General features: G+C 35.5%; 19 protein-coding genes. 7 read left to right on the plus strand and 12 right to left on the minus strand.

Annotation, left to right across the window (positions count from 1 at the left end; all coding sequences use genetic code 11):
* The first annotated feature begins 148 nt into the window (after positions 1-148).
* Together lpdA and DRF65_RS10125 are read left to right on the plus strand one after the other, a co-directional pair.
* A complete protein-coding gene (gene lpdA / locus DRF65_RS10120) occupies positions 149-1,537 on the plus strand; it encodes a dihydrolipoyl dehydrogenase (RefSeq protein ID WP_115970638.1) in 1,389 nt (462 codons plus the stop codon).
* Positions 1,538-1,798: 261 nt separating this feature from the next.
* On the plus strand, positions 1,799-2,599 hold the full coding sequence (locus DRF65_RS10125; protein WP_115970639.1) for a patatin-like phospholipase family protein: 801 nt from the start codon (positions 1,799-1,801) through the stop codon (positions 2,597-2,599).
* Positions 2,600-2,698: 99 nt separating this feature from the next.
* On the opposite strand, the gene DRF65_RS10130 is transcribed toward DRF65_RS10125, so the two are convergent.
* The 6 genes from DRF65_RS10130 to DRF65_RS10155 form a co-directional block, all read right to left on the minus strand.
* Entirely contained in the window at positions 2,699-3,187 is a 489-nt protein-coding gene (locus DRF65_RS10130; protein WP_165852202.1) for a hypothetical protein, read from the minus strand.
* A gap of 251 nt (positions 3,188-3,438) precedes the next feature.
* The gene (locus DRF65_RS10135; protein ID WP_115970641.1) at positions 3,439-4,143 is read right to left on the minus strand and encodes an ABC transporter ATP-binding protein; all 705 of its coding nucleotides are present in this window, start codon (positions 4,141-4,143) and stop codon (positions 3,439-3,441) included.
* An 80-nt stretch (positions 4,144-4,223) separates the two neighbouring features.
* Entirely contained in the window at positions 4,224-4,784 is a 561-nt protein-coding gene (locus DRF65_RS10140) for a hypothetical protein (protein ID WP_115970642.1), read from the minus strand.
* Positions 4,785-5,087: 303 nt separating this feature from the next.
* Positions 5,088-5,570, minus strand: coding sequence for a nuclear transport factor 2 family protein (locus tag DRF65_RS10145; RefSeq protein ID WP_115970643.1), 483 nt, complete (start codon positions 5,568-5,570; stop codon positions 5,088-5,090).
* A gap of 103 nt (positions 5,571-5,673) precedes the next feature.
* Positions 5,674-6,372: a LytR/AlgR family response regulator transcription factor gene (locus DRF65_RS10150; protein ID WP_115970644.1), complete on the minus strand. Its 699-nt coding sequence runs from the start codon at positions 6,370-6,372 to the stop codon at positions 5,674-5,676.
* Entirely contained in the window at positions 6,365-7,426 is a 1,062-nt protein-coding gene (locus DRF65_RS10155) for a sensor histidine kinase (protein ID WP_115970645.1), read from the minus strand. The genes DRF65_RS10150 and DRF65_RS10155 overlap by 8 nt, the downstream gene beginning before the upstream one ends.
* A 185-nt stretch (positions 7,427-7,611) precedes the next feature.
* Between DRF65_RS10155 and DRF65_RS10160 the strand changes: the two genes are divergently transcribed.
* Positions 7,612-8,730 carry an acyltransferase family protein gene (locus tag DRF65_RS10160; protein ID WP_115970646.1) on the plus strand — a complete coding sequence of 373 codons (1,119 nt, stop codon included), beginning with the start codon at positions 7,612-7,614 and terminating at the stop codon, positions 8,728-8,730.
* A 10-nt stretch (positions 8,731-8,740) separates the two neighbouring features.
* On the opposite strand, the gene DRF65_RS10165 is transcribed toward DRF65_RS10160, so the two are convergent.
* Complete coding sequence (locus DRF65_RS10165) at positions 8,741-8,950, minus strand: hypothetical protein (RefSeq protein ID WP_115970647.1); 210 nt, start codon at positions 8,948-8,950, stop codon at positions 8,741-8,743.
* Between the two features lie 104 nt (positions 8,951-9,054).
* Here DRF65_RS10165 and DRF65_RS10170 point away from each other — a divergent pair, with 104 nt between their 5' ends.
* On the plus strand, positions 9,055-10,203 hold the full coding sequence (locus DRF65_RS10170) for a hypothetical protein (protein WP_115970648.1): 1,149 nt from the start codon (positions 9,055-9,057) through the stop codon (positions 10,201-10,203).
* 159 nt (positions 10,204-10,362) lie between these two features.
* Here DRF65_RS10170 and DRF65_RS10175 read toward each other — a convergent pair whose 3' ends face one another.
* Together DRF65_RS10175 and bla are read right to left on the minus strand one after the other, a co-directional pair.
* A complete protein-coding gene (locus tag DRF65_RS10175) occupies positions 10,363-11,481 on the minus strand; it encodes a serine hydrolase domain-containing protein (RefSeq protein ID WP_228438612.1) in 1,119 nt (372 codons plus the stop codon).
* On the minus strand, positions 11,405-12,304 hold the full coding sequence (gene bla / locus DRF65_RS10180; RefSeq protein ID WP_115970650.1) for a class A beta-lactamase: 900 nt from the start codon (positions 12,302-12,304) through the stop codon (positions 11,405-11,407). Before bla ends, DRF65_RS10175 begins: the two co-directional genes overlap by 77 nt.
* Positions 12,305-12,590: 286 nt before the next feature.
* Between bla and DRF65_RS10185 the strand changes: the two genes are divergently transcribed.
* A complete protein-coding gene (locus DRF65_RS10185; RefSeq protein WP_228438613.1) occupies positions 12,591-12,995 on the plus strand; it encodes a DUF305 domain-containing protein in 405 nt (134 codons plus the stop codon).
* A gap of 251 nt (positions 12,996-13,246) precedes the next feature.
* Complete coding sequence (locus tag DRF65_RS10190; protein WP_123947313.1) at positions 13,247-13,795, plus strand: hypothetical protein; 549 nt, start codon at positions 13,247-13,249, stop codon at positions 13,793-13,795.
* A gap of 229 nt (positions 13,796-14,024) precedes the next feature.
* Here the strand turns inward: DRF65_RS10190 and DRF65_RS10195 are convergent, their stop codons facing one another.
* The gene (locus DRF65_RS10195; protein ID WP_115970652.1) at positions 14,025-15,488 is read right to left on the minus strand and encodes a RagB/SusD family nutrient uptake outer membrane protein; all 1,464 of its coding nucleotides are present in this window, start codon (positions 15,486-15,488) and stop codon (positions 14,025-14,027) included.
* Positions 15,489-15,832: 344 nt separating this feature from the next.
* Positions 15,833-18,451: a SusC/RagA family TonB-linked outer membrane protein gene (locus tag DRF65_RS10200; RefSeq protein WP_228438615.1), complete on the minus strand. Its 2,619-nt coding sequence runs from the start codon at positions 18,449-18,451 to the stop codon at positions 15,833-15,835.
* An 842-nt stretch (positions 18,452-19,293) separates the two neighbouring features.
* Here DRF65_RS10200 and DRF65_RS10205 point away from each other — a divergent pair.
* On the plus strand, positions 19,294-20,799 hold the full coding sequence (locus DRF65_RS10205) for an amidohydrolase family protein (protein ID WP_228438617.1): 1,506 nt from the start codon (positions 19,294-19,296) through the stop codon (positions 20,797-20,799).
* Between the two features lie 186 nt (positions 20,800-20,985).
* On the opposite strand, the gene DRF65_RS10210 is transcribed toward DRF65_RS10205, so the two are convergent.
* Positions 20,986-22,548, minus strand: a complete 1,563-nt coding sequence (locus tag DRF65_RS10210) for a serine hydrolase (protein WP_115970653.1) — start codon at positions 22,546-22,548, stop codon at positions 20,986-20,988.
* Between the last annotated feature and the right edge of the window lie 111 nt (positions 22,549-22,659).

Raw genomic sequence — 22,659 nt, forward strand, 5'->3', positions numbered from 1 at the left:
ATTTTTGTTGAAAGAGAATGCTTTTAGTGTTCTCTTTTTTTGTTTAAAATTAAACGAAAATGGCTTATTGGTGCATTTTAAGATCAATTGGTGGAAACGTGAAACATCCAATATTTTTCCTTAAATTCGCATAAAAATTTTTAAAGTAATGAATTACGATATTATTGTCATTGGAAGTGGTCCTGGTGGATATGTTACTGCAATCAGAGCAGCACAATTGGGTTTCAAAACCGCAATTATCGAAAAAGAAAACTTAGGAGGAATTTGCCTTAACTGGGGATGTATTCCAACAAAAGCTTTATTGAAATCTGCTCAGGTTTTTCATTATATCAACCATGCTGAAGACTACGGATTAAATAAAGTAGAAGCAAGCTTCGAATTCCCGAATGTGATTCAGAGAAGCCGTGGCGTTGCCAGCAAAATGAGCAAAGGAATCGAGTTCTTGATGAAAAAGAACAAGATTGACGTAATTCTTGGTACTGCAAAAGTACAGAAAGGTAAAAAGGTTTCTGTAACAGATAAAGACGGTAAAGTAGTAGAATATACTGCTAACAACATTATCATTGCTACAGGAGCTCGTTCAAGAGAATTGCCAAACTTACCGCAGGATGGTAAAAAAGTAATCGGATACAGACAGGCATTATCTCTTCCTGAGCAGCCAAAATCTATGATCGTTGTAGGTTCTGGAGCCATCGGAGTAGAATTTGCTGATTTCTATAATACAATGGGAACTAAAGTAACTGTTGTTGAATTTATGCCAAACATCGTTCCTGTAGAAGATGAAGAAATCTCTAAACACTTAGAGAAATCTCTGAAAAAATCAGGAATCGAAATTATGACAAACGCTTCTGTAGAAAGTGTAGATACAACTGGTGAAGGAGTAAAAGCTAACGTTAAGACTGCTAACGGAAACATTACCCTTGAAGCTGATGTATTATTATCTGCTGTAGGTATCGCTGCTAACATCGAGAACATCGGTTTAGAAGAAGTAGGTATCCAGACAGATAAAGGTAGAGTTTTAGTAAACGAATGGTATGAAACTTCAGTACCGGGTTACTATGCAATCGGTGATATTATCCCAACTCAGGCTCTTGCTCACGTTGCATCTGCAGAAGGAATCACTTGTGTTGAGAAAATCAAAGGAATGCACGTTGAGAAAATCGACTATGGCAATATCCCTGGATGTACTTACTGTCACCCTGAAGTAGCTTCTGTAGGTCTTACTGAAAAGCAGGCTAAAGAAAAAGGATATGAAATCAAAGTAGGTAAATTCCCTCTTTCTGCAAGTGGTAAAGCTACTGCTAATGGAAATACAGACGGATTTATCAAAGTAATCTTTGATGCTAAATATGGTGAGTGGTTAGGATGTCATATGATTGGTGAAGGAGTAACTGATATGGTTGCTGAAGCTGTAGTAGCTAGAAAATTGGAAACTACAGGTCACGAGATCATCAAATCAATCCACCCGCACCCAACAGTTTCTGAAGCGATCATGGAAGCAGCAGCAGCAGCTTACGGAGAAGTGATCCACATTTAATTTGATATACAGAAATTTATATAAAGAAAGCTCAGAGTAATCTGAGCTTTTTTAATAATTAACGATGAAGAAAATAATTTTTATTAGCAATTTTTTGTTTTGCCTTCATTTTTTTTGTTAGGTTTTTAATTGCCTATATTTAGGAGTATCCAGATAATATCTTACTCACTATTTAATAGTTTTATGTTAAAATAATTTTAAAATAAGCATATTTATAAAAATTAACCTGATTATATCAACCTGTTTTCTTACATTTATTCAATGAATTTTGAGAAAGTAGGACTTGTTTTGTCAGGCGGCGGTACCAAAGGAATTGCGCATGCAGGAGTATTGAAATTCTTGAAAGAAAAAAATATAGAAACAGATATCCTTTCCTGCTGTAGTGCAGGGTCTATCGTAGGATGTCTTCATGCTATAGGAAAAACTCCGGAAGAAATTCTGGAATTTTTTAATTCCGTATATTTTTTCAACTGGAAACATTTTGCATTCAATCAGCCGGGATTGGTCTCCTCAGTTATTTTCAGAAATTATCTTAAACCCATTTTTCATGAGATGAAATTGGGTGATCTGGATATTGACGTGAAAATTGTGGCAACAGAACTGGTGGGCGGAACTCAGAAAATCTTTGATAAAGATTTTGAGATTGTAGATGCTATCATTGCTTCCTGTTCTATTCCTGGAATTACCACTCCATATATCATCGGGGATGAAATGTATTGTGATGGCGGAGTCCTGAACAATTTTCCGGCAGATATCATCAGAGACGATTGTGATAAACTGATCGGAGTTTTTGTTTCCCCACCCAATGAAGCTAAAATTAAAGACCTGAATTCAATCAAAGCCATTGTTTCCCGCTCTTATGATCTCCTTTCCTACAGGATCGAAAAGGTTAAATTTGATTACTGTGACTGGTTTATTTCTTCTCAGAAACTAGCAGCCTACGGAACTTTTGAACGTGGAAAAGATCGGTTAGAGCAGATTTTTGATATCGGATATCAAGCCGCTAAAGAAAGCTATGACGGCAGTCGTTTTCTGACAGAGCTGAAACAGGCCGGAACTTAGCATTACATAAAAAAAGGAAGCAGGAAGAAATAAACTTCAGACTTAAAAAACACCTGAATATCAGCCTTCTCCTTCCAGCTTCCTGTCCAAAAAATTATATTAATTCTTAACTATCTGTGCATCCTGACGTACGATTTCATTATCATTCGTATCATAGACTACCAGAGTATAAGGTGCTTTCTTGGCAGAATCGGTCAGGTAATTTCTCCAGACCTGATAACTGTGCCCTTGGTTATTAAAATTGAAATAATAATTGCCACCACTGCCATCAGGAATCAGTTCTCCGTCACTGATGATCATACTGGGTTTAGCTGTAATCTTTGCATTGGCGTTCCAGGATTGATACAGATAGTTACCATTAGGTTGCTTATCAATTCTGATCTTAAATTTTTTAGTCTTAATGATAACGGTTTTAGGCACCTGCTGAAAAGCAGTATGTGAAACTATTCTGTTTTTTGGAATATCCGGAGTTTCTTTAGCATAGACAAAAGAAAATTGAGCTAAAGAGAAAGCTCCTAATAAGAAGTACTTAATCATTTTGTAATGGTTATTGGTTAACTTCTCAAACACCATCAAATATAAAGCCATTGTTTTTTGATGAGGAGAGAATTTTTAAGTTGTTGACTGTACTTTTAGGAATTGTAAAACCACTTGTGTCCAAAATTTTATAACTCTTGAATCCACCTCTCCGGACCAGGTGAATATATCGTCTTTCTTATATTTTAGAATAATATAGTTTGGATTCCTATGGAATGACAAGTACAATATATACTTTATCATTCCGCAGAAATCTATATCTAATAAAAGTGTTTCTATGGTACTTTTCCGAATCGGTATCTTTATTTGGTAACAGCGGTATAGCTTGCGAAAGCCTCTTCCAGGCTGTCAAATTTCCCTTTAAACTCATCAATAGGACAATCCTGCAGAATATTCCCTTTATGGATAAGAATTACTCTGGAACAAAGCGCTTCTACCTCCTGCATGATATGTGTAGAGAGCAGAACGGTTTTCTGTTGCCCGATTTCCTTGATTACATTTCTTATTTCAAGAATCTGGTTAGGATCCAGTCCGTTGGTAGGTTCATCAAGAATTAATAGGTCAGGTTGGTGAATAATAGCCTGGGCTAATCCTACACGCTGTTTGTATCCTTTTGAAAGTTGGCTGATTCTTTTTGATTTTTCAGGAGTAATGCCTACCAGTTCGATGACTTCATCTACTTTAGATGCAGGAATTTTATGGATATTGGCAATAAACTGAAGGTATTCTTTTACATACATCTCCAGATAAAGCGGATTGTTTTCCGGGAGAAACCCTATTTTTTTCTTGCTTTCGATCTCATGTTCAGAAATGCTCAGTCCATTAAAAATAATCTGACCTTCATCAATCTTCAATGCGCCAACGATAGATTTCATCAGGGTTGATTTTCCGGCACCATTAGGCCCCAGAAGACCGATGATCTCGTTTTTATCAATAGATATGTTGATATTGTTTAAGGCAGTCTGTTCACCAAATTTTTTGGTTAAATTATTTATCTGAAGCGGCATAATTTTTAATGTCTTTCTGCAAAAATAAAATAAAAAAACTCATTCGATGGAATGAGTTTCGCAATATTTATAAATTATAATTATTTTTTTGCTTTTTTCTTTGCACCGGACGCCGGAGTTGTGCCGGAAGCTGTACTTGCTCCTCCTTTTTTCACCATATCCTGGTTAGTACCGGCAGGCTTATCATACATGGTATATTTACCGTTTGTTCTTCCGAATACTTTTTCAACCTGCTTCTGAGTTAAAAACTGTGATTTACCCACATACTTTCTGTTTTTGTTGATGTATTGGATAAACTGTACAGTGGGCTGGCCATAGTTTTTCTCATAATGAAGTTCGATGATATCGTTGGGAAGTTCCAATACGATATTTTCTTCAGGTGGAGAGATAAAGCCATCTAAAATCAGTTTATAAAGTCCTGAAACGTCTCCGTTCAGATTTTGGAATGAAAAAGCGCGGATTGTATTCAGGTTGCTGGTATTCAGATCCTGATAATTGACTGTAAACTTGTCTTCTTTTTTATATAAACCAACAGAGTTGTCTTTGCCGATTTCCACCAAACTTTCATTTTTCAACACTTTAATCTGAGAGAAAACTGAAATACCGAACATACATGTAATAAGTAGAATTATTTTTCTCATAGAATGAAATTTTAATGTTTTAGATATTGGTGCACATAAACTTACAAATAAAACGGCTAAAAAACAATTTTATTCGTTGAGACAAAAGTAATACTTTTTTTTAATATCCATACGGGATGATAGAAGAATGTTATGCATTTTGTGTTGATTTTATCCTGTTTTAATTTGTTGATTTTTAGTGTTTTAGATTGATTTTGAATGGGTGATCTATGAAACGTTAAAATTAATCAAGGAAGTCTTTTTTACTGTGGTAATTCATTGATATTTAGTGGGTAAATTAAGAGTGGGAAAAAAATAATCAATTTAATGCCCATAGCTTACAACTCTTGAAATTTTCCAGCCATCAGGAGTTTGCTTCCAGATATGAACGAATTTGAATGTTCCACAATTAATTAAGGACCCATTTTCCAAACGGCAGAACTGATGGGTTCCTGTTTGTATGGCTCCATAGTCTTTGATAGGATATACCTCCATAGATCCTGGAACTAAAACTCTTCGGGTATATGCATAGTTTTTGGCTACTCTATCGAAGTTATCAATAGTTTCCTCATAGTTTGCCAAACCGCCGACATCATGGAAAAACTCAAGATCTTTAGTGAAAAAAGTTTTTAGTTTTTCAATATTTCCTGAATTGGCTGCACTAAAAAGGATACTGTCTCTCTTCATTATGGTAGTATATAATTCCTGAGAGACCGGTGTGTAGCCCTTTGATTGTGAAAGAAAGCTTGTACATGGTAAACAGGATAATATGATTAAAAGTAACGGAACAAAGAATCTATGTTTCATATGGAGAGGTTTATAATTGAATATACTTCAAAAGCATATCATATCTATTTTCAGTTAAAGGTAATCAATTAATTCTTTGTGGGTTATGAAAAGATAGGTTTTTCTATTTATTAATGGAGCGTTTAGAAATAATTGTTATAAAAGTATCAAATTCAATTTTGTAACTTCTTCCTACAGGGACTTTATAGTCACCAAGATGCACTTCGTTATTGTTGAAAGCGGTAACGAATTCTGTATTGATAATGAAGGACCTGTGAATTCTTATAAACCCCTTGGATGCAAGAGTAGATTCCAGATCTGTGATCTTACTTTTTGAAATAAAATTTTCAGTTGTAGATAAAGTTACTTTGATATCATTTCCCTGGCTTTCAATATAAGCAATATCTGCAAGGGAAATTTTCCGATACATTCCTTCGGTTTTAAACAGGATGAAATCCTCTTTTGGAGGATTGACATGCCTCAGTACCCGTTCTACAGATCTGAAAAATCGCTCAAAAGTGATAGGTTTCAAAAGGTAATCTACGGCTTCCAGTTCAAATCCTTCAATTGCAAAATCTCTGTAAGCCGTTGTAAATACGGTTTTAGGCTTTTGAGAGAGTGATTTCAAAAAATCAATTCCATTGAAGTGAGGCATCTGAATATCCAGAAACATAAGGTCTACCGGCTGATTCTGAAGGAGTTTATAGGCTTCAAGAGCATTCCCTGCTTTTCCTGTCAGTTTCAGATGATCGATTTTGGAAATATGATTTTCCAGTAATGTGGCCGCCAATGGTTCGTCATCTACAATAATACAGTTAATCATAGTGTGATGGAGTGGTTATTTCAATGGTAAAAGTATTGTTTTCCTGTGAGATACGGAAGGTGAAATTTCCATGATAATAATGTTCCAGCTGTCTTTTAATGTTCTTAAGACCAATTCCTTTTTCATTAGGATCAGAAATCTTTCTAAAGGTATTTTCAACACTGAAAACAGAATGTTTTTCATTGGTTTCCAGATTTATCTTTATTTCTGTTTGATCTGAGCTTCCACTGGCTCCATGTTTAAAAGCATTTTCAACTAGGGTAAGGTATAACAATGGTGGAATAGCATTGGCAGAATTCAGTGTAATATTTCTGGTGATTTTTAATCTTTCATCATGATAACGAAGGCTCTCCAGGGCAATATAATCATCAATAATACTAAGTTCTTCTGCAACCGAAATCCATTTTTTCTGTCCTTTGTAAAGAATATAATCCAGGATATCAGAGAGCTGGCTGATAGATTGGGAGGTTTTTTCTGAATTACTGATAGAAAGCGAATAGATATTGTTCAGGGTGTTAAACAGAAAATGTGGATTAAGCTGAGATTTGAGTGATTTCAGTTCTAGTTCGGTCTTTTCTTTTTTCAGTTGAAGGGCATTTGCTTTTTCATCTTTATACCGCATAAAGAACATGATTGAAATAAAGATAAAAGCCCCACTGATAATCGGAAATGTATAATGGAACAAAAGATACCGGATATCGATAACAATGCTGATAAAACTGTCTTTAGCTTCGTTGGTAAAAAAGGGCTCTGCAAGGTAAACAATAAAGAGCCTGTTGATTACAGAAATAATATAAAGGCTTAGAATAAGGTACAAAGAAAATTCAACATATTTTTTCCGGTCATAAAAACGCCGGATCAGTCCATAATAAATAAAATTGGCTCCCAGTATCTGAAAGATCCAATGACAAAAATTATACATCACCAACTGCTTAAACATTTCACCGTTGTAATCGTCATAAGTTCTTGCTATTCCAAACAAAAACAAAGCGATCCAGAAAAATAGCTGGAAGTATATATTTTGCCGGTTGTAGCTGGTTGTTCCGATCCTCATGATCGTCAAAAATAAAAAAACTTAAGATACGTCTGGCAGAACTAATGTGAAATCTGATAAAATAAGGATAAACAATATCATTTAAAGGGCAGACAGCTTATTGTGTGATTGGTACCGGAATTCCGGGTTTCTGAATATACGGCTTAAACGTATTCCTGATTTTAACAAGATTTGCATTAAAAAATATGACAACAGAGCGTTCAGAAAGGCTTTACGGATTGGATCATCTGAGAGCATTGGCTATTGTACTGGTTTTACTCTTTCATTACCGGGCATTTAAGCATCCGGAATGGATTGACACTATTGGGAAATTTGGCTGGACCGGAGTTGATCTCTTCTTTGTATTAAGTGGTTTCCTGATCTCAGGACAACTGTTTAAAGAGATGGGAAATAAGGGGGTAATTTGTTTAAAAACATTTTATATGAAACGTTTTTTCAGGATTATTCCGGCTTATTTCTTTACTCTTTTTCTCTATTTTAGCATTCCTTTTTTCAGGGAGCGGGAGGCTTTGCCGCCTTTATGGAAGTTTGTGACGTTCACACAGAATTACGGACTGGATGTGATTGATCAGGGAACATTTTCCCATGCCTGGTCATTATGTATCGAAGAACAGTTTTACTTTATTCTTCCTCTGTTTCTTTTAATGATAATGCCTTCGAAGTTATTCAGATATTTTGCTGTTTTGATTGTATCTTTTATTATATTGTCTCTAATCCTCCGGCTTATCATCTGGAATGTTTCTATTGCCGGAATGGATCATAGTGCTCTGGAATTCTGGCGTTCATGGTATATGAAAATATATTATCCTACCTATACAAGATTGGATGGTCTCAGTATAGGCATACTTATCAGTTATCTAATGCAGTATTCATCCGGTTTTAAAAGAATGGTTCACCACAATGGAAACAAACTTTTTCTTGCAGGAGTACTGTTATTGGGTTTTACATTTTGGGTTTGTAATGAACAGGCTTCAGAAATTGCTTCTGTATTGGGGTTTACATTGGTAGCGATAAGCTATGGATTGATGGTTATGGCTGCTGTTTCAGAATCATCATTTCTTTCAGGATGGAGATCCGGTATCACTGCTGAACTGGCAGCTTTGTCGTATGCAGTCTATCTTTCCCATAAAGGAATTATTCATATGATTCAGGCTGTTTTTGAACGGTTCAACCTTGAAACTTCGGATACGGTATGCCTGATTGTTTGTTTGTCCGGATGTCTTATTGGAAGTTTGCTGTATAGGATTGTTATTGAAAAGCCTTTTGCTGATATTAAGCAAAGGATTTTAAAATCAGGAAAATAAAATGATGTATTTACTTTACAGGCTGCATAAGTCTTTCTGTTGCAGGTCTGGGATTTCTTCCTCTTTCAAACCCCTGAATAAAGAAACAGGCAATTAGAGAGAAGGTGATAATAAAGACCAGAACAGACCAGATTGTTTTTTGAAGCCTTGAAACATTTAATCTGGATATAAAGAAAATACCCAGCACAATGAATATAAAAACAAGTAATAATATTCCCATTTGTCCAGCTATATTTTGAAAAGATACAAAAAAGTAAATGAAAATATTTTTGCAGTTGAAATAAATTGATAGATTTAATACGCTAAAAGTTAACTTCTTACTCTATGAAAAAAATAATATCACTGCTGGGTATTCTGATGTTTATAATTTCCTGCAACGGGCAGGGAAAAGAATCCTATTGGAAAGGGCAGGAGGTCACGAAGGAAAGCAAAGAGCCGTTTCATGGAGTAACATTGGCGTATATGGAAATGATTGCAGAAATGCGGATTCATCTTTCTAAAAATAATGATTCTCTGGTTTTTACTTATCCTTATGAGAAAAAAATAAAGGTTTCTGAATTAAAATCTCTCACCGGATGCAGATTGAAAGACGATGGGAAATTATTAGACAGCGTATATGATGTAAGGGTAGAAGGAGATGAGCTGAAGATTAAATTTTATTATATCGGAACGGCTTCCAAAGATAACCGCTTCTCACTTAACCTTGTCAGAACGGATAAAGCAAGCTATATTAAAGAAACGGAAATCCTGAAGAATGAGAAAAAGAGGATGCTGGAGATGATAAAACCTGCTGATGTTTCCGGATTGGGAGTATCCATCAGTATTCCTGAATATTTCAAACCGGATATCAATATTAATCTGCTGAACCCTATTCAACTGGCGGAAGATTTGTGTCAGGTAAAAGGTATACAGACATTATCTTCTTCCGAATCATTTAAAGTAGGACAGGAAAAGTATAATTACCATCAATATGAATTAGTGAATGCGGATCAAGTGAGTCGAATAGCCGCTAGAATCGGGACGATTGATTTTCCGACGTTTAAATTAGTGACAAATCAGGATGGAAGCAGAACAGATGCCTGGATGGTTGGCAGAGAACGTTCAGATAAGAAAACAATTCAATCCATATTCAGATCTGTACAATCAAAATATCCTAATGCAGATATTATTGCGATAGGAGCTCCCGAAATAGCACAAACAAAAGATGATGTTGTAGGAATTGCCTCTACATTCGGAGTTACAATGACTAACAGTAACGAAATTATAAGAATTTTAATCAGTATTCCTGAAGAGCTTTATGGCATAAAACAGGAGGCCACAGGTTCAAAAGAGGTCGCAAAAGCATTTGAATATTATATAAGCCTGATCGGGACTGCAGAAATACAGGTTAAGGTGATTTCAAAAAAATTGAATGATTTATTAAATGCTAAAAATTTTTCAGGAGACAGGCCCTATTTTTTATCGGAAGAGTAAGTAAAGTTCTTAGAACTTCAACGGATAATTTCCTGTAGATTTTACAGATCTTTGAGCAACAGTAACTGCTCTGTTAGCTGGATCTGTGAGAGGAAAACAAAAAGCGGTTTTCATAAGAGAGACCGCTTTTTATAGATTCAGTATTATTGTGAAGCAGAACTATTTTGAAGTAATACTTTTCAGTACAGCATTCTTGATGGCAGCTTCCTGAAAACTCCAATGTTCACTGTTTCTGGGCATCTGATTTTCAAGAATGATCAGGCTCATATCTGTAGATGGGAAGTATACATTAAGACAGGTAAATCCATCTCCAAGGCCAGTCACAGCATAGTAATCGAGCCCGGCTTCCCTGATGAATCTGATATTATATCCAAATCCCATATTCTCTTTCCCAAAAACATTATGTTGAGATGATGTAGAAGGAGTCAGCATCAGCTTTTGAAATGTTGAGGAAAGCAGTTTTCCCTTGAACAATGCCTGATCCCATTTTGCAAGATCTTCTACGGTGGAAATAACTCCGGCCGCAGATACGATATCATCATTTAAAAAGGAATTTTCGACCTTTTCAAATTGGTTATTATCGCTTCTGTAGCCTGGAACCAATGCCTGGTTATTTTTACTGTTATATACAAATGTCTTCTTCATATTCAGCTTTTTGAAAAGAGAATCAGCCTGGTCTGTAAAGGTTTTACCAGTTGTGTTTTGAAGAATTTCACCCAAAAGAATATAAGAAAGGTTTCCGTATTTAAACTGTGAGCCCGCTTTAAAAGCTGTCGGTTTGTCAAGATCGGTAATCCCATGAGTATGATTCAGAAGATGATGAACTGTTATGGTATCTGCCCATGGCTGGGTAAGTGAAGGCAGATATTTTTTTATCGGAGTCTGAAGATCAAGTTTACCCTGTTCAGCAGCCTGTAAAATTAAAACAGCGGTAACCTGTTTTGAATTCGACATGATTTCAAACTGATCATCGGTTTTTAAAGCCACTTTTTTTTCAACATCTTTATATCCATTGGCTTTCAGATATTTTGTTTTTCCGTTTTGAGTAACCAAAACTGTTCCATTAAATGTAAGTGGAGTAGAAGCCGTTATGATACTGTCGATCTTTTTTGAATACGGAGTTACTTTTTGCGCTTTTACAGAAACAGGTTGTAATGTGAAGGCTGCAAAAATGAAAAGTAATTTCGTTTTGATCATAGGTTTATTTTTTGTTGTAGTGGTCATAAGCTGCTTTGGCAATAGCTGCAATAATGGCTTCTGAATTTTCAAATGTTTCATAAGTATCATGTACAAAAACAGTAATATAGATTCTTTTTTTATCTGAAAGTTCAATGATTCCAAAATCATTGATAGCCCCTGTCATCCCTGCTTTATTGGTAAATGAGGTTCCAGTGCGATGGGCTGTTTTAACCTCTTTTGGAAGATGGCCTTTAAGTCTTTTAGCCCCTGAAACATTACCCAGCATAGTGGTATACAGCCATTTTGTAAGTTCCTTATTCAATATTTTTCCGTTATAGAACTTGCCTAATAGCCTGATGGTCTCATTAGGAGTTGTTTTATTGATAAATTGAGAATCCCAATCTTTGTGCATGCCTTCTTCATCGTTTTTAATGATCACATCCTTACTATTAAGGAATCTTTCAACATACTCAGGCCCTCCAATCAGTCTGAGAAGGATATCTGTTAAATTATTATCACTTTGTGCAACCATCCATTTTATACACTCTTCTAAAGTAAGTTCCATGTTTCCCTCCGGATATTTTTCTTTAAAAGGACTATAGGTATCATCCAGAAGCTCTTCTTTCTTAATGTAAATTTTTTGCTGTAAGGAAAGGTCACCTTTTTCTACCTTATTAAGAATAGCTAAGGCAATATGAAACTTAAAGGTACTTAACATAGGGAACAGTTTGTTCCCGTTGATCTCGACGATCTCTTTTTTTGGAGAGTCTGTGGCTAAAACGGCCACTCCTACATCTGCCTTTTTATTGGTAATGATAGATTCAAGAGTTTTTTTTAATTGCAGATCGGATGTATTCTGTGAAAAAAGCGTTAGGCTTAAAAATACAAAGAATGGAGTAAGAATAATTTTCTTTGATTTCATTTATTCAAATGGTTATTAAATAGATTTTTGATCTCCAAATATATGAATTTCATTTATCCGTTTTTTGATCTGTGCAATATTTTTGATCAATAAGACTCATGATCTGTTTTCTTGGGCAAACAAACTATTTCTGTGTAATAAGAAATTGAACCAAAGGTATATTAAATATAAACTTTCATTCCTTCACACATAATTTTTAGGAATAATACCCGTTTAGCATTCATAAGCTTTATGATTGTAAGCATAAGATCAATTAAACAGATGTTTGTATTTTTATAATCAACATTTGAATGAATTACAGGATGTTCAGAAACACTCAATGTACGGGCGTTTTGTATTGATGGCTCTGGCCATGTTCATCACTATGTATCTGATGATGTTTGCGATGATAGACAACCTGCGGAACCTTATTCCAAATCTCAATAATGTATATATGACTTCATTATTGGTGTCTGTAATGCTGTTGATTGAGGTATGGATTATGAAAAAAATGTACACCAATTCCAAGCTCAACTGGTTTATTGTTATTATAGCACTTACAATTGGCTTTTTTTCGTGGATTTGGATCAGAAAACAGGTAAGTGTTGGAGCCGAGCAGTTTGTAAAAGGAATGATTCCCCACCATGCAGCCGTTCTGGGGAGCAAAGCTCACCAATCCGGAATTGATAAAGCTGCAAAAAAATATTCTTGAAACCCAGACAGAGGAAATAAGCTGATGAAACGTAAGCTTCAGGAACTGGAAAAAAGATAAATAAGAAGAAAAGATTAATTCTATTGGTCATCAAATTGTATGAATAGCATCATTTAAAATAAATGGTGCTATTTCTTTGATGAGAAGCTGTTGTAAATTTTGCAGCAGATTCATACTTTTTTTATAAATTGTCCATCACTGAAAAAGGAAAAATTAATGATCATTATAAACAGGCTGATAAACCATTTTCTATGAAACACAGAGTATTGCCAATTGCTTTTGGGCTGAATTCATTTTACCTGTCAGTTTTATATTTCCGGATGTTCTGGATTTCAGATAAAGTGAAAACAGAGTTGCTTTTGACTTATAAATATATGCTGTATTCAGTGTTTTTTGTTTTTCCTTTGTTCATTATTTCAACACTTATTCTTACAAAAGAGTTTAAAGCCGGGTTTTTTCTGAAACTTTTGGTTTGGCTGTTAGTGGCTGCTATGCCTGTTCTTTATTTTTGGTTCTTTGATTTAATGAAAGAGAAAGAACTGCTTTACGGATACCTGATTACGCTCGTGCAGTGTCTGGTTCAGTCCAAAACGGTAAAGGATGATGAGATGATCTCCAGGGTTGCCGGGGTTTTTTCTGCAAAGCTGATCCTTTGGTTTTTCATTTTACTGGTATCATTATCTTTTCATACGTTGTATTCCGATCTCCCGGCAAGTATGCTGGCAGGGGGAATCTATTATCTCTGTGTCGGAATTCTTGATATTCTGGTCGTCAGGTATAAATTTATTACAGAAAAGTAAATGAATAGTTTCTCTGTACAACGCATCAGCAGGTAATATCGTTTACAATTAAAAGCAACTATGAATTTCAATAAAAAGTTTGATAAAAAATGTTCTGCAAATCTGTCTTTTCTTTTGAGGAGATTTGATGATTCAAATAATTCTGAATATACAATAAAAAGGCACCGTCTAAAATAAACGATGCCTCACTTGAAATATATTAAAATTGTTTTTTGCTGTGTTCTGTCTGCTAGTTCTGTTTGATTTGTGGGTTATTATTAATCTCTTTATTCGGAATCTGGAATATGAATTTATCTGTTGTCAGGTTAAACCTTCCAAAGGTGTGGTTTGTTCCGGTGTATACTCTTTCCAACGGAGTATTTAATCTCTTCATATCAAACCATGCATATCCTTCGCCCCACAGTTCAATTTTTTTTTGCAGAATAATTTCATTGATCAATTCAGGTCCTGTTTTTGTGGAAAGGACATAGGCGTTATCTCTTTTGGATGCGATTTCGAACAAAACTTGTCTTGCTTCAGCTTCTCTGCCTTGTCTTGCCAGGGCTTCAGCTTCAATATAATACAATGAAGAAGCTCTGATGTAGATATAATCTCCTTCAAACATGCTAGGGTCTTTAAACTTCCAGCTTACATAGGCAGGATAATTTTTTGTTTTCCCGTTAAAGCTATATTTGGAAGGCTGGCTGCCGTTGAATACTTTTTTACGGTAATCTGTATCAGGAATCGCTTCATACAGACGCTTATCAATAAGCTTATAGATCTGAGCAGCTCCTGCATACCCTTCATTGGTATTATCAAACATAGAGAAGAAAGACGCATAATAGTTTCCGGTACTCATCGTAGAAATCGTATTATGGAATCCCCAGATTACCTCAGGATTACTGAGATTGGAAAATCCAGTCGTGGTATAATCGTTTTCTGTCATCAGGGCAATACCTTGCTTACTGTCTGCAGCATATTTTCCGGCTTTTGTATAATCTCCTGTTTGCAGGAATATATCAGCCGCGATGGCTTTAGCGGTTCTTTGATCGATCTGAGCTCTGGATGGGCGGGCAAAACTTTCCAAAAGAACAATAGATTCTTCAATGTCCTGACCAATCTGAGCATAGACTTCTGCTATCGTTGATCTTGAAAGTCCCTGGCTGGGATTATTAGTAGTAAGAACTAATGGAAGACCAAGGTCAGATGGATGGCTTTTAAAATCTTTAGCATAAAAGCGAATCAGATGAAAATAAGAATAAGCTCTTAGGGCAAGCAGCTGTCCTTTAATAGCTTTGTTCTTAGGGTTTGTATCATCTTTCAAGTCATTAAGAAGTTTATTGATAATGAATATTCTTGCATAAAAAGTGGTCCATACGATTTCTGAAGCCAAATTACTCGCATTGGTAGCTTCATAATTATAAAACATTCCCAAATGCTGATTTTTTGCCTGGATCACATCATTAGACATTAAATCGGCACCTGCCTTTATTCCCATAATACCGAAATCTGAATGAGACGAGATGTTTCCACCGGCACCATTACTGCGAAGATCAAGGTAAATTCCGCCAAGAATCTTTTCCGGCTTCGACTGATCATCATTCAGCTGCTCACCGGAAATATCACCCTCCGGTAATGTATTGAGATCATTAGCACAGCTGGTTGTGATAAGACCTACGGCTAAAGCTGATATAAAGTATTTTATTGCTTTCATAATTTCTTTTAAAATGTTAGTTTAAAACCAAGTGAAACACTGGATAGTAAAGAGTATTTATAGGCATCAGATACCCCTGTTAATGCAGCTCTCGGATCATATCCCTTTCTTTTGGACCATAAGTACAGGTTGTTTCCTGTAGCATAAATCTTTAATGCTGATAAACCAATCTGTTTTGTGAAAGTTTCAGATAGCTGATAGGATAAAGTCACATCCTGAAGACTGATATAATCGGATTTGATCAGATAAAGTGTAGAATTTTCATTCTGACTGGTCGAAGTAAGATCTACACGCGGTAAAGCAGCATTGGGATTTTCCGGAGTCCATGTCTTATCAAGATCCGTTTAATAATTGGAAGCATAAGCATCAGAGTGGAATAAACTTCTGTAGATGTTATCATACCCGTATCCGCCAAACTGATAAGCGAAATTAACAGAAAGATTGAGCCTTTTATAGGTAATATCTGTTCCAAATCCACCATATACTTTAGGGATAGCAGATTTTCCTGTGTTGTAATCACTGGCTTCCTTAAAATTATTGGTAACTGTTTTTACAACTTGCTGAGTGGCTGGGTCAATAGAATTTTTATACCATAATGCATCACCGTTTACAGGATTTACTCCTGCAAATTCTTTCAGGTAATAATTATATCGGTCGCCACCTTCAGTTAAGATAAACAATCCTGAAACCAGTCCTGTAGCTCTTTGTTCGGCAGGCAGTTTTGTAATCTTGTTTTTATAATGGGTAGCATTGGCATAGAAATTCCACTGAACGTCATCTGTACGGAGAATATCTACACTAATGTTAGCCTGAACTCCTTTGTTGTACATATCTCCGATATTTCCATATTTCACATAGGAACCAGAATTGGATATAGGCAGTGGAAGAGTATAGATCATATCCGATACCTTTCGTTCAAAATAATCCGCATTCAGATTCACTCTGTTACTGAACAAAGCAATTTCAAAACCGGCATTCAGGTTTTTGGATGTTTCCCATTTTAAGTCTCTGTTTCCTTGTTTCTTCAGAGAAAGTACAGGTTTTCCATCACCAAAATCATTGATTCCGTAGATGTCCTGATAAGCGTAGTAATCTCTTGTAGTGTTATTCAGAAGGATGTTGTCATTGCCCTGTTGTCCGTAAGAAGCTTTTAACTTCAAAGCATTAATGATGCTGTTGTCTTTAAGGAAATCTTCCTTGGCAACATTCCATGCAGCTCCTAATCCGTAAAATGTACCCCATCTGCTTTCCGGAGCGAAGACTGAAGAACCATCTCTACGAACATTCGCGTTAAAGAAATACTTATTGTCATAGTTGTACAGTAATCTTGAGAAATAACCTTCTACAGCATATTCATATCCGTTTCCTGACAGTTCTGTGATCTTTACGGCATTATCAAAAGACGATGAATCCGGTAATAAAAGCTGTTGTTTGGTTCCTGAAAATCCTTCGTTCTTCGTTTTATTCAGTTCATGACCAACAAGAATATTGAAGTTGTGTTTATCAAATTTCTTCTGGTAGGTAAGCAATTGCTGATGATTCAGCGTATAATTAAATATAGATTCATGAGAAATTGTTCCACCCACAGATGAAGACGTTCCCCCCAGTGTATTCCCGAACTGAAGGTTTTTTAAATTTTCAAGATAAGCCCCGAAATTGTAAGTGAAATCCAATCCTTTGATGATTTCATAATTTAACCCCAGATTGGCATTGGTGATATTACTGACCCTTTGAGATTTATCCTGTTGAAGATTTCCCACTGGATTCTCAAAAACAGCGTAGGATCTTGTAGAGCCATTAGGGCCCTGCCCGTCACCATAATCATATAAAGCATTTCCGTGGTTATCATAGAGCTGTTGGTAGTTATCGTTTCTAAGAAAAACCGGATAAAAAGGAGCTATATTTCTGGCAAACTGAAATGGATTGGAAAAACCTCCCGTTTCTCCGAAGTTCTGCTTGCTGTACGTATAAGAAAGCGCCGTTGTTAATTTCAACTTTGGAGTGATAGAGTAGTCCACATTGGATCTGACTCCGAATCTTTCAAAACCGGATGAAATAAGATATCCCTTATCATCCAGATAATTTAAAGAAGTATATGATTTTACCTGATCCCCACTGGCGTTAATCCCCACAGTAGCTTCTCTTCTGAGAGCAGGTTTAAAAAGTAGTTTTTTCCAATTATCCTGATAAAGTAGTTTAGCTTTAGAATTAAAAGAGCCGTCCTGTGCTATGAGTTCATTAAAGGGAACATTGTAAACATTATATCCCAGTCCGTTCAGAGCAGTGATTCCTGCTGCATGAGGAGTATTCCCGGAAGGAATAGCACCCGGTTGCAGTGATTTTGCAACTTCCCCGATTCTTCCTCTGTTATAGTAGGCAGTATAATATTCCTGTGGTGAAGTATATACTGAGTAATCCTCAATAGACCTGAAGTTAACCCCGGTTTTTACATCAATATCAACACTCAGTTTCTTGTTTTTTCCTCTTTTGGTATTCACTATGATGACTCCATTGGCTCCTCTTGAGCCATATAAAGCATTGGAAGAAGCATCTTCCAGAAAGGAAATACTCTCAATATCTGCTGAAGAAATACTGTTCAGGTCACCGCTGTAGGGAATCCCGTCCAATACAATTAAAGGATCACTGGATGCATTGATAGAACCAATTCCTCTCATTCTTATTGTAGGCTGGGAACCCGGCTGGCCTGAAGAAATTACCTGTACACCGGGAACTTTACCACCAATTCCCTGAAGAACGTTTCCGTTTTGAAGATTCCCCAGATCTTTTGCCTTTAATGACTGTACCGATCCTGTAATTTCTTCCTTTTTTTGCTTTCCGAAGGCAACTACCACCACCTCTTTGATGGAAGTCTCCTGCGAAAGACTGTCTTTTTTCTGTGCAAAGCCATATTCAGCGAATAAGAGTACGGCCAATACACCAAGTTTGCATTGTTTTTTTCTCATTATATTAATCTTAGGTTTAAAAAAATTGAATGTGTGTAGTACGCTTTATCTTCCGTTTAGGAAAAAAAGAGATCCCTGCCTCCCTTTTGTAAGGAGGTGTCAGAAAGAAAATGTTAAAATAGAGGAGGTGTACCCGGATTAAATCGGCTTTGAGCTTATCGGGCTTTAATTCCTACAATAATGTGCATATTTCTTCAGGAATTTATAGCATCATCATTTTACACATCATAGATTCAAAGCACATGCTCTTAGAAGTAATATTGTGCTGTGAAAGGCCTTTTCCTGTACAACCCTTATGTTGAACAGAAATTACAGCCATGATAGTGTATAGGTAAGAATTAAAGTCATTCTTATTCATGAGAATAGAGTTTTATTTTTTTTAACTGGGTCAAAATTATCTAATAATTCATAAAACTTTGTTAAAAGAAAGTATGAGAAAAATCATATTAGTCTACTAATTAAGTAGGGTAATTGAATAAATGATCTTGATTTGATCTTAATGTATTGAAAAACAGGTTGTTATTTTTATTTAAAAATATGAATGTCAAATCAAAAAAAAAATCATTTTAGCTGATGAATAATATTTAACACAAAAAGTCTATTGTTTTTGTAGACTTTTTGTGTATTTTACGCCCGATTTCTTTTCAGGGAGCTTTATCCCACTATCCACTCATACACCTCACGCCGGAGCAGAGAAGGATGATGAAGATGAAAAATATGTCGTTAAAAGATTGATCATTTGTTTTTTTTCAGATCGAAACTCTTTTACAAAAAAAAATAATTATATTTTTGAATACTGTATTGGCAAAGTCTTTTTTGTCATAATGCAGGTTACTATTATTATGAGAAAATACCTTACCTATATATTAATGTTGGGGTTTCCTCTGTTGGGAGCCCAAACTAAAGTGGCTGAAAAATCCACTTATCAGGAGAACTGGACATCGCTGGAGAGAGAAAATACAGCCATGGCCTTTGATGCCGATGTAAAATTATCTGATGCCGAGATTGCTTTAGACAAAAAATTATTCCAGATAAGAAAACAGTTTCTGAGTGAAACTGAAAAACAGCAGATTCCTTTATATAACCGTTCTTTTAATGAAATAAAGCCATTAATAGAATCCAGTAAGCTGTTTAAAATTATTCAGACAATGCCCAAAGGTGGCCTGCTGCATACACACAGTGGCGGTCTGGCTAATGCCGAATGGCTGATAGCAACGGCTAGAAAATATAAAGAATGCTATGTATATGATCAAAAAGACAGTGATAAATTTATTTTTGGGCAACTGGGCTTTTTTGAAAACGGAAAAGTTCCGGCAGGATTTGTCAGTCTTGATCAAAAGCTGAATTCAGATGCCGGTTTTGAAAAGAAACTGCATGAACTTCTCCTTTTGAAACGTGATAATCTTTGTTCCTATAACAATTATTGGATTGAATTTGAAAAGCGTTTCCAACGGATCAATCTGCTATTACCTTATCGCCCTTTCTTTAAGGAATATTATCTGAAAGGGTTTCAGGATTTGGCCAAAGATCATGTGCAGCATGTGGAGATCAGGTATGTTTTTGATGAACTTTATGATTTTGAGCATGGAAAATATCCATTGGAAAAATCTATTACAGATCTGCAGGATATTGTAAAGCAAATGCGTCAGTCAGATCCTCAGTTCAGTCTGAAACTGATTTATTCTAGCTTTAAGTTTTTAGATTCTGACAGCATAGAAAAACAGCTGGAAATTGCTTTTAAATTAAAGAAGCAATTCCCGGATATGATTTCCGGTTTTGATCTTGTGGCCGATGAAGCTGCCGGAAACAGCATCAATTCTTTCCAGAAAAACTGGACAAAAATAAATGAGATCACTAAAAAGTCAGGAGTGGAAATGCCATTGTTTCTTCATGCGGGGGAAAGCAATTCTGTTTTCAATAAAAATGTACTGGATATCACCTTGCTGAATAACCAAAGAATTGGTCATGGTCTGAACCTGATTTACTTTCCAAAATCAATGGATCTGATTAAAAAACAGAATAAACTGGTAGAAGTAAGCCCGATCAGTAACCAGGTCCTTGGATATGTGAGTGATATGAGAAATCACCCGGCAAGAGTTTTACTGAGCAATGGTGTACAATGTTCTATTAATAGCGATGATCCGGCTGTATATGGTTATGAAGGATTAAGCTATGATTTTTGGGTGGCCTATGTATATTGGGAATTGGATATGAAAGCTTTGAAGAAATTGGTTTTCAATTCAATTAATTATTCTTCTTTAAATAAAAATGAGAAAAAACAGGCAGTAGAATATCTGAATGCTCAATGGAATGATTTTGTTCAAAAAGCCAATGGAGAATTAAATTAATAGTCATTATGAGTGCAACTTATAGGGCTAAGCACTTTTATAATGAGGTGAATAGTACTGTTGTCAGTCTTTACAATAGATTTATATAAAAACTAAAGGTGAGTTTCTAAACTCACCTTATTTTGTACTGCAATGTTTTCGGATATTGCTTTTTAGAATGCAGATTTTCTTTATTATGAACTATAGTTAATTCTTAACCCTTTGTAAATTCAAATCCTGAAAGTCGAAACTAAAGTCTATATTAGGGGAGATTCCCTTCATTTTTATGCTTTGAGCTTTTCCTTCTTCATCTAAATTAAACATAGCAAAGGCATCACAGTTCATATCTTTATAATCCCATTTAATTGCAAAGGTATTTGCTTTATAAAAACTCATGGGCCCGTTTAGCTTTGGTGATCGATAAGATTTAAACCATAATTGATTTCCCTTTAAGAATATTTCTATTTTTCCAAACCATTTATCTTCATACAGTCCAATTAAATCCTCATTTTTTATTGTTGTATTTTTTGCTTTGCTTACTGTTTCCCAAACCTTTTTAGTGACCTCATCTCCAGATTCTTTTTGAGATTGAAAGTAGGCAGTATACTTATCTACCCATCCGTAATTGTTGAGGCCTAAATAGCTGTCAATAATGGTTTGACTCACTGAAGAGAAAACACCGGAGCCGCCATTTTCTGTATTGGTGAGAATAACAATACCCAAATTTAAGTCTGGAATCATGGTAACAATAGAAAGCATTCCGGGTAGCCCGCCGGTGTGAGAAACACTGAGGTTTCCTTTTATATCAGATAAATTCCAGCCTAAACCATATCCATTAAAATGTTGGTTATACCTTGGGTTAGGATTAATTTGATCAACAGTATGAATGGTCCACATTTCATTTTGCCTTTCCTTAGTGAAAAGCTGTTGGTCTAAACCAGAACCATACTTACCTTTGTTGAGCTGAACAAGCATCCATTTAGACATATCATCAACGTTGGAGATTATCCCTCCGGCAGCTCCATTAACCATCGCCCCATATAAAGATATTTTTTTTATAGCCCCGGATTCTGAGGAATGGGGAGAAGCCATTAAACTTATATCTTTTACCTGACTGATGGAACTGAAAGAATTTTGCATTTGCAGTGGTTCCATAATGCGCTTTTGAACAAAGGTTTCCCAATTCATCCCGCTTACTCTTGCAATAACTTCGCCTGCTATCAAATACAGTTGATTATCATAATTAAATTGGGTTCGGAAACCTGAAACAGGAGTAAAATACTGGAAAGACTTTATTACATCTTTAATAGTGAAGTCTGTACCATCAGGAAACATCATTAAGTCTCCGACTCCTAAACCAAGTCCACTACGGTGACACAATAAATCTTCTATAGTAAAATTTTCTGTCACATAGTCATTATACATCTTAAATTCAGGGATGTATTTTTTGACATTATCATCCCAGGAAAGTTTTCCCTCATCTACTAAAATAGATAATGCGGCAGTTGTAAAAGCCTTGCTATTGGAAGCAATTTCAAAGTTCGTATGTTCATCAATAGGTGATTTTGTATCTATTGATTTTACACCATAACCTTTTTTGTGAATTATCTTTCCATCCTTTACAATGGCTACAGCCGCTCCTGCAACATGGAACTTTTCCATTGCATTATCAACAAGAACATCTACTTCTTTGGAGGTTATTTGAGCGGATAAACTGCTGCTTGTAAATAGTATAGTAATGATGAATAGAGACAATTTTATTTTTGTCATAATTGATTATTTTATATCATGGTTTTATTGACCACTAAACCTCACGATTTGAGGCAGGTGAATATTAGCAGGACCAAATCTATTGATTAATAGGTTAATGGCAAAATATAA

Source organism: Chryseobacterium pennae, from assembly GCF_003385515.1.
In the GTDB taxonomy this organism is placed as follows: domain Bacteria; phylum Bacteroidota; class Bacteroidia; order Flavobacteriales; family Weeksellaceae; genus Chryseobacterium; species Chryseobacterium pennae.

Excerpts from the sequence above, each read along its gene's own strand:
- DRF65_RS10155 (WP_115970645.1), bottom strand. The coding sequence starts at position 7,426 with ATGAGGATCGGAACAACCAGCTACAACCGGCAAAATATATACTTCCAG.
- DRF65_RS10130 (WP_165852202.1), bottom strand. The coding sequence starts at position 3,187 with ATGGCTTTATATTTGATGGTGTTTGAGAAGTTAACCAATAACCATTAC.
- DRF65_RS10165 (WP_115970647.1), bottom strand. The coding sequence starts at position 8,950 with ATGGGAATATTATTACTTGTTTTTATATTCATTGTGCTGGGTATTTTC.
- DRF65_RS10205 (WP_228438617.1), top strand. The coding sequence starts at position 19,294 with ATGAGAAAATACCTTACCTATATATTAATGTTGGGGTTTCCTCTGTTG.
- DRF65_RS10150 (WP_115970644.1), bottom strand. The coding sequence starts at position 6,372 with ATGATTAACTGTATTATTGTAGATGACGAACCATTGGCGGCCACATTA.
- DRF65_RS10170 (WP_115970648.1), top strand. The coding sequence starts at position 9,055 with ATGAAAAAAATAATATCACTGCTGGGTATTCTGATGTTTATAATTTCC.
- DRF65_RS10195 (WP_115970652.1), bottom strand. The coding sequence starts at position 15,488 with ATGAAAGCAATAAAATACTTTATATCAGCTTTAGCCGTAGGTCTTATC.
- DRF65_RS10160 (WP_115970646.1), top strand. The coding sequence starts at position 7,612 with ATGACAACAGAGCGTTCAGAAAGGCTTTACGGATTGGATCATCTGAGA.
- DRF65_RS10175 (WP_228438612.1), bottom strand. The coding sequence starts at position 11,481 with ATGAAACATTTGAAAATTCAGAAGCCATTATTGCAGCTATTGCCAAAG.
- DRF65_RS10135 (WP_115970641.1), bottom strand. The coding sequence starts at position 4,143 with ATGCCGCTTCAGATAAATAATTTAACCAAAAAATTTGGTGAACAGACT.
- DRF65_RS10125 (WP_115970639.1), top strand. The coding sequence starts at position 1,799 with ATGAATTTTGAGAAAGTAGGACTTGTTTTGTCAGGCGGCGGTACCAAA.
- lpdA (WP_115970638.1), top strand. The coding sequence starts at position 149 with ATGAATTACGATATTATTGTCATTGGAAGTGGTCCTGGTGGATATGTT.
- DRF65_RS10210 (WP_115970653.1), bottom strand. The coding sequence starts at position 22,548 with ATGACAAAAATAAAATTGTCTCTATTCATCATTACTATACTATTTACA.
- DRF65_RS10200 (WP_228438615.1), bottom strand. The coding sequence starts at position 18,451 with ATGAGAAAAAAACAATGCAAACTTGGTGTATTGGCCGTACTCTTATTC.
- DRF65_RS10140 (WP_115970642.1), bottom strand. The coding sequence starts at position 4,784 with ATGAGAAAAATAATTCTACTTATTACATGTATGTTCGGTATTTCAGTT.
- DRF65_RS10145 (WP_115970643.1), bottom strand. The coding sequence starts at position 5,570 with ATGAAACATAGATTCTTTGTTCCGTTACTTTTAATCATATTATCCTGT.
- DRF65_RS10190 (WP_123947313.1), top strand. The coding sequence starts at position 13,247 with ATGAAACACAGAGTATTGCCAATTGCTTTTGGGCTGAATTCATTTTAC.
- bla (WP_115970650.1), bottom strand. The coding sequence starts at position 12,304 with ATGAAATCAAAGAAAATTATTCTTACTCCATTCTTTGTATTTTTAAGC.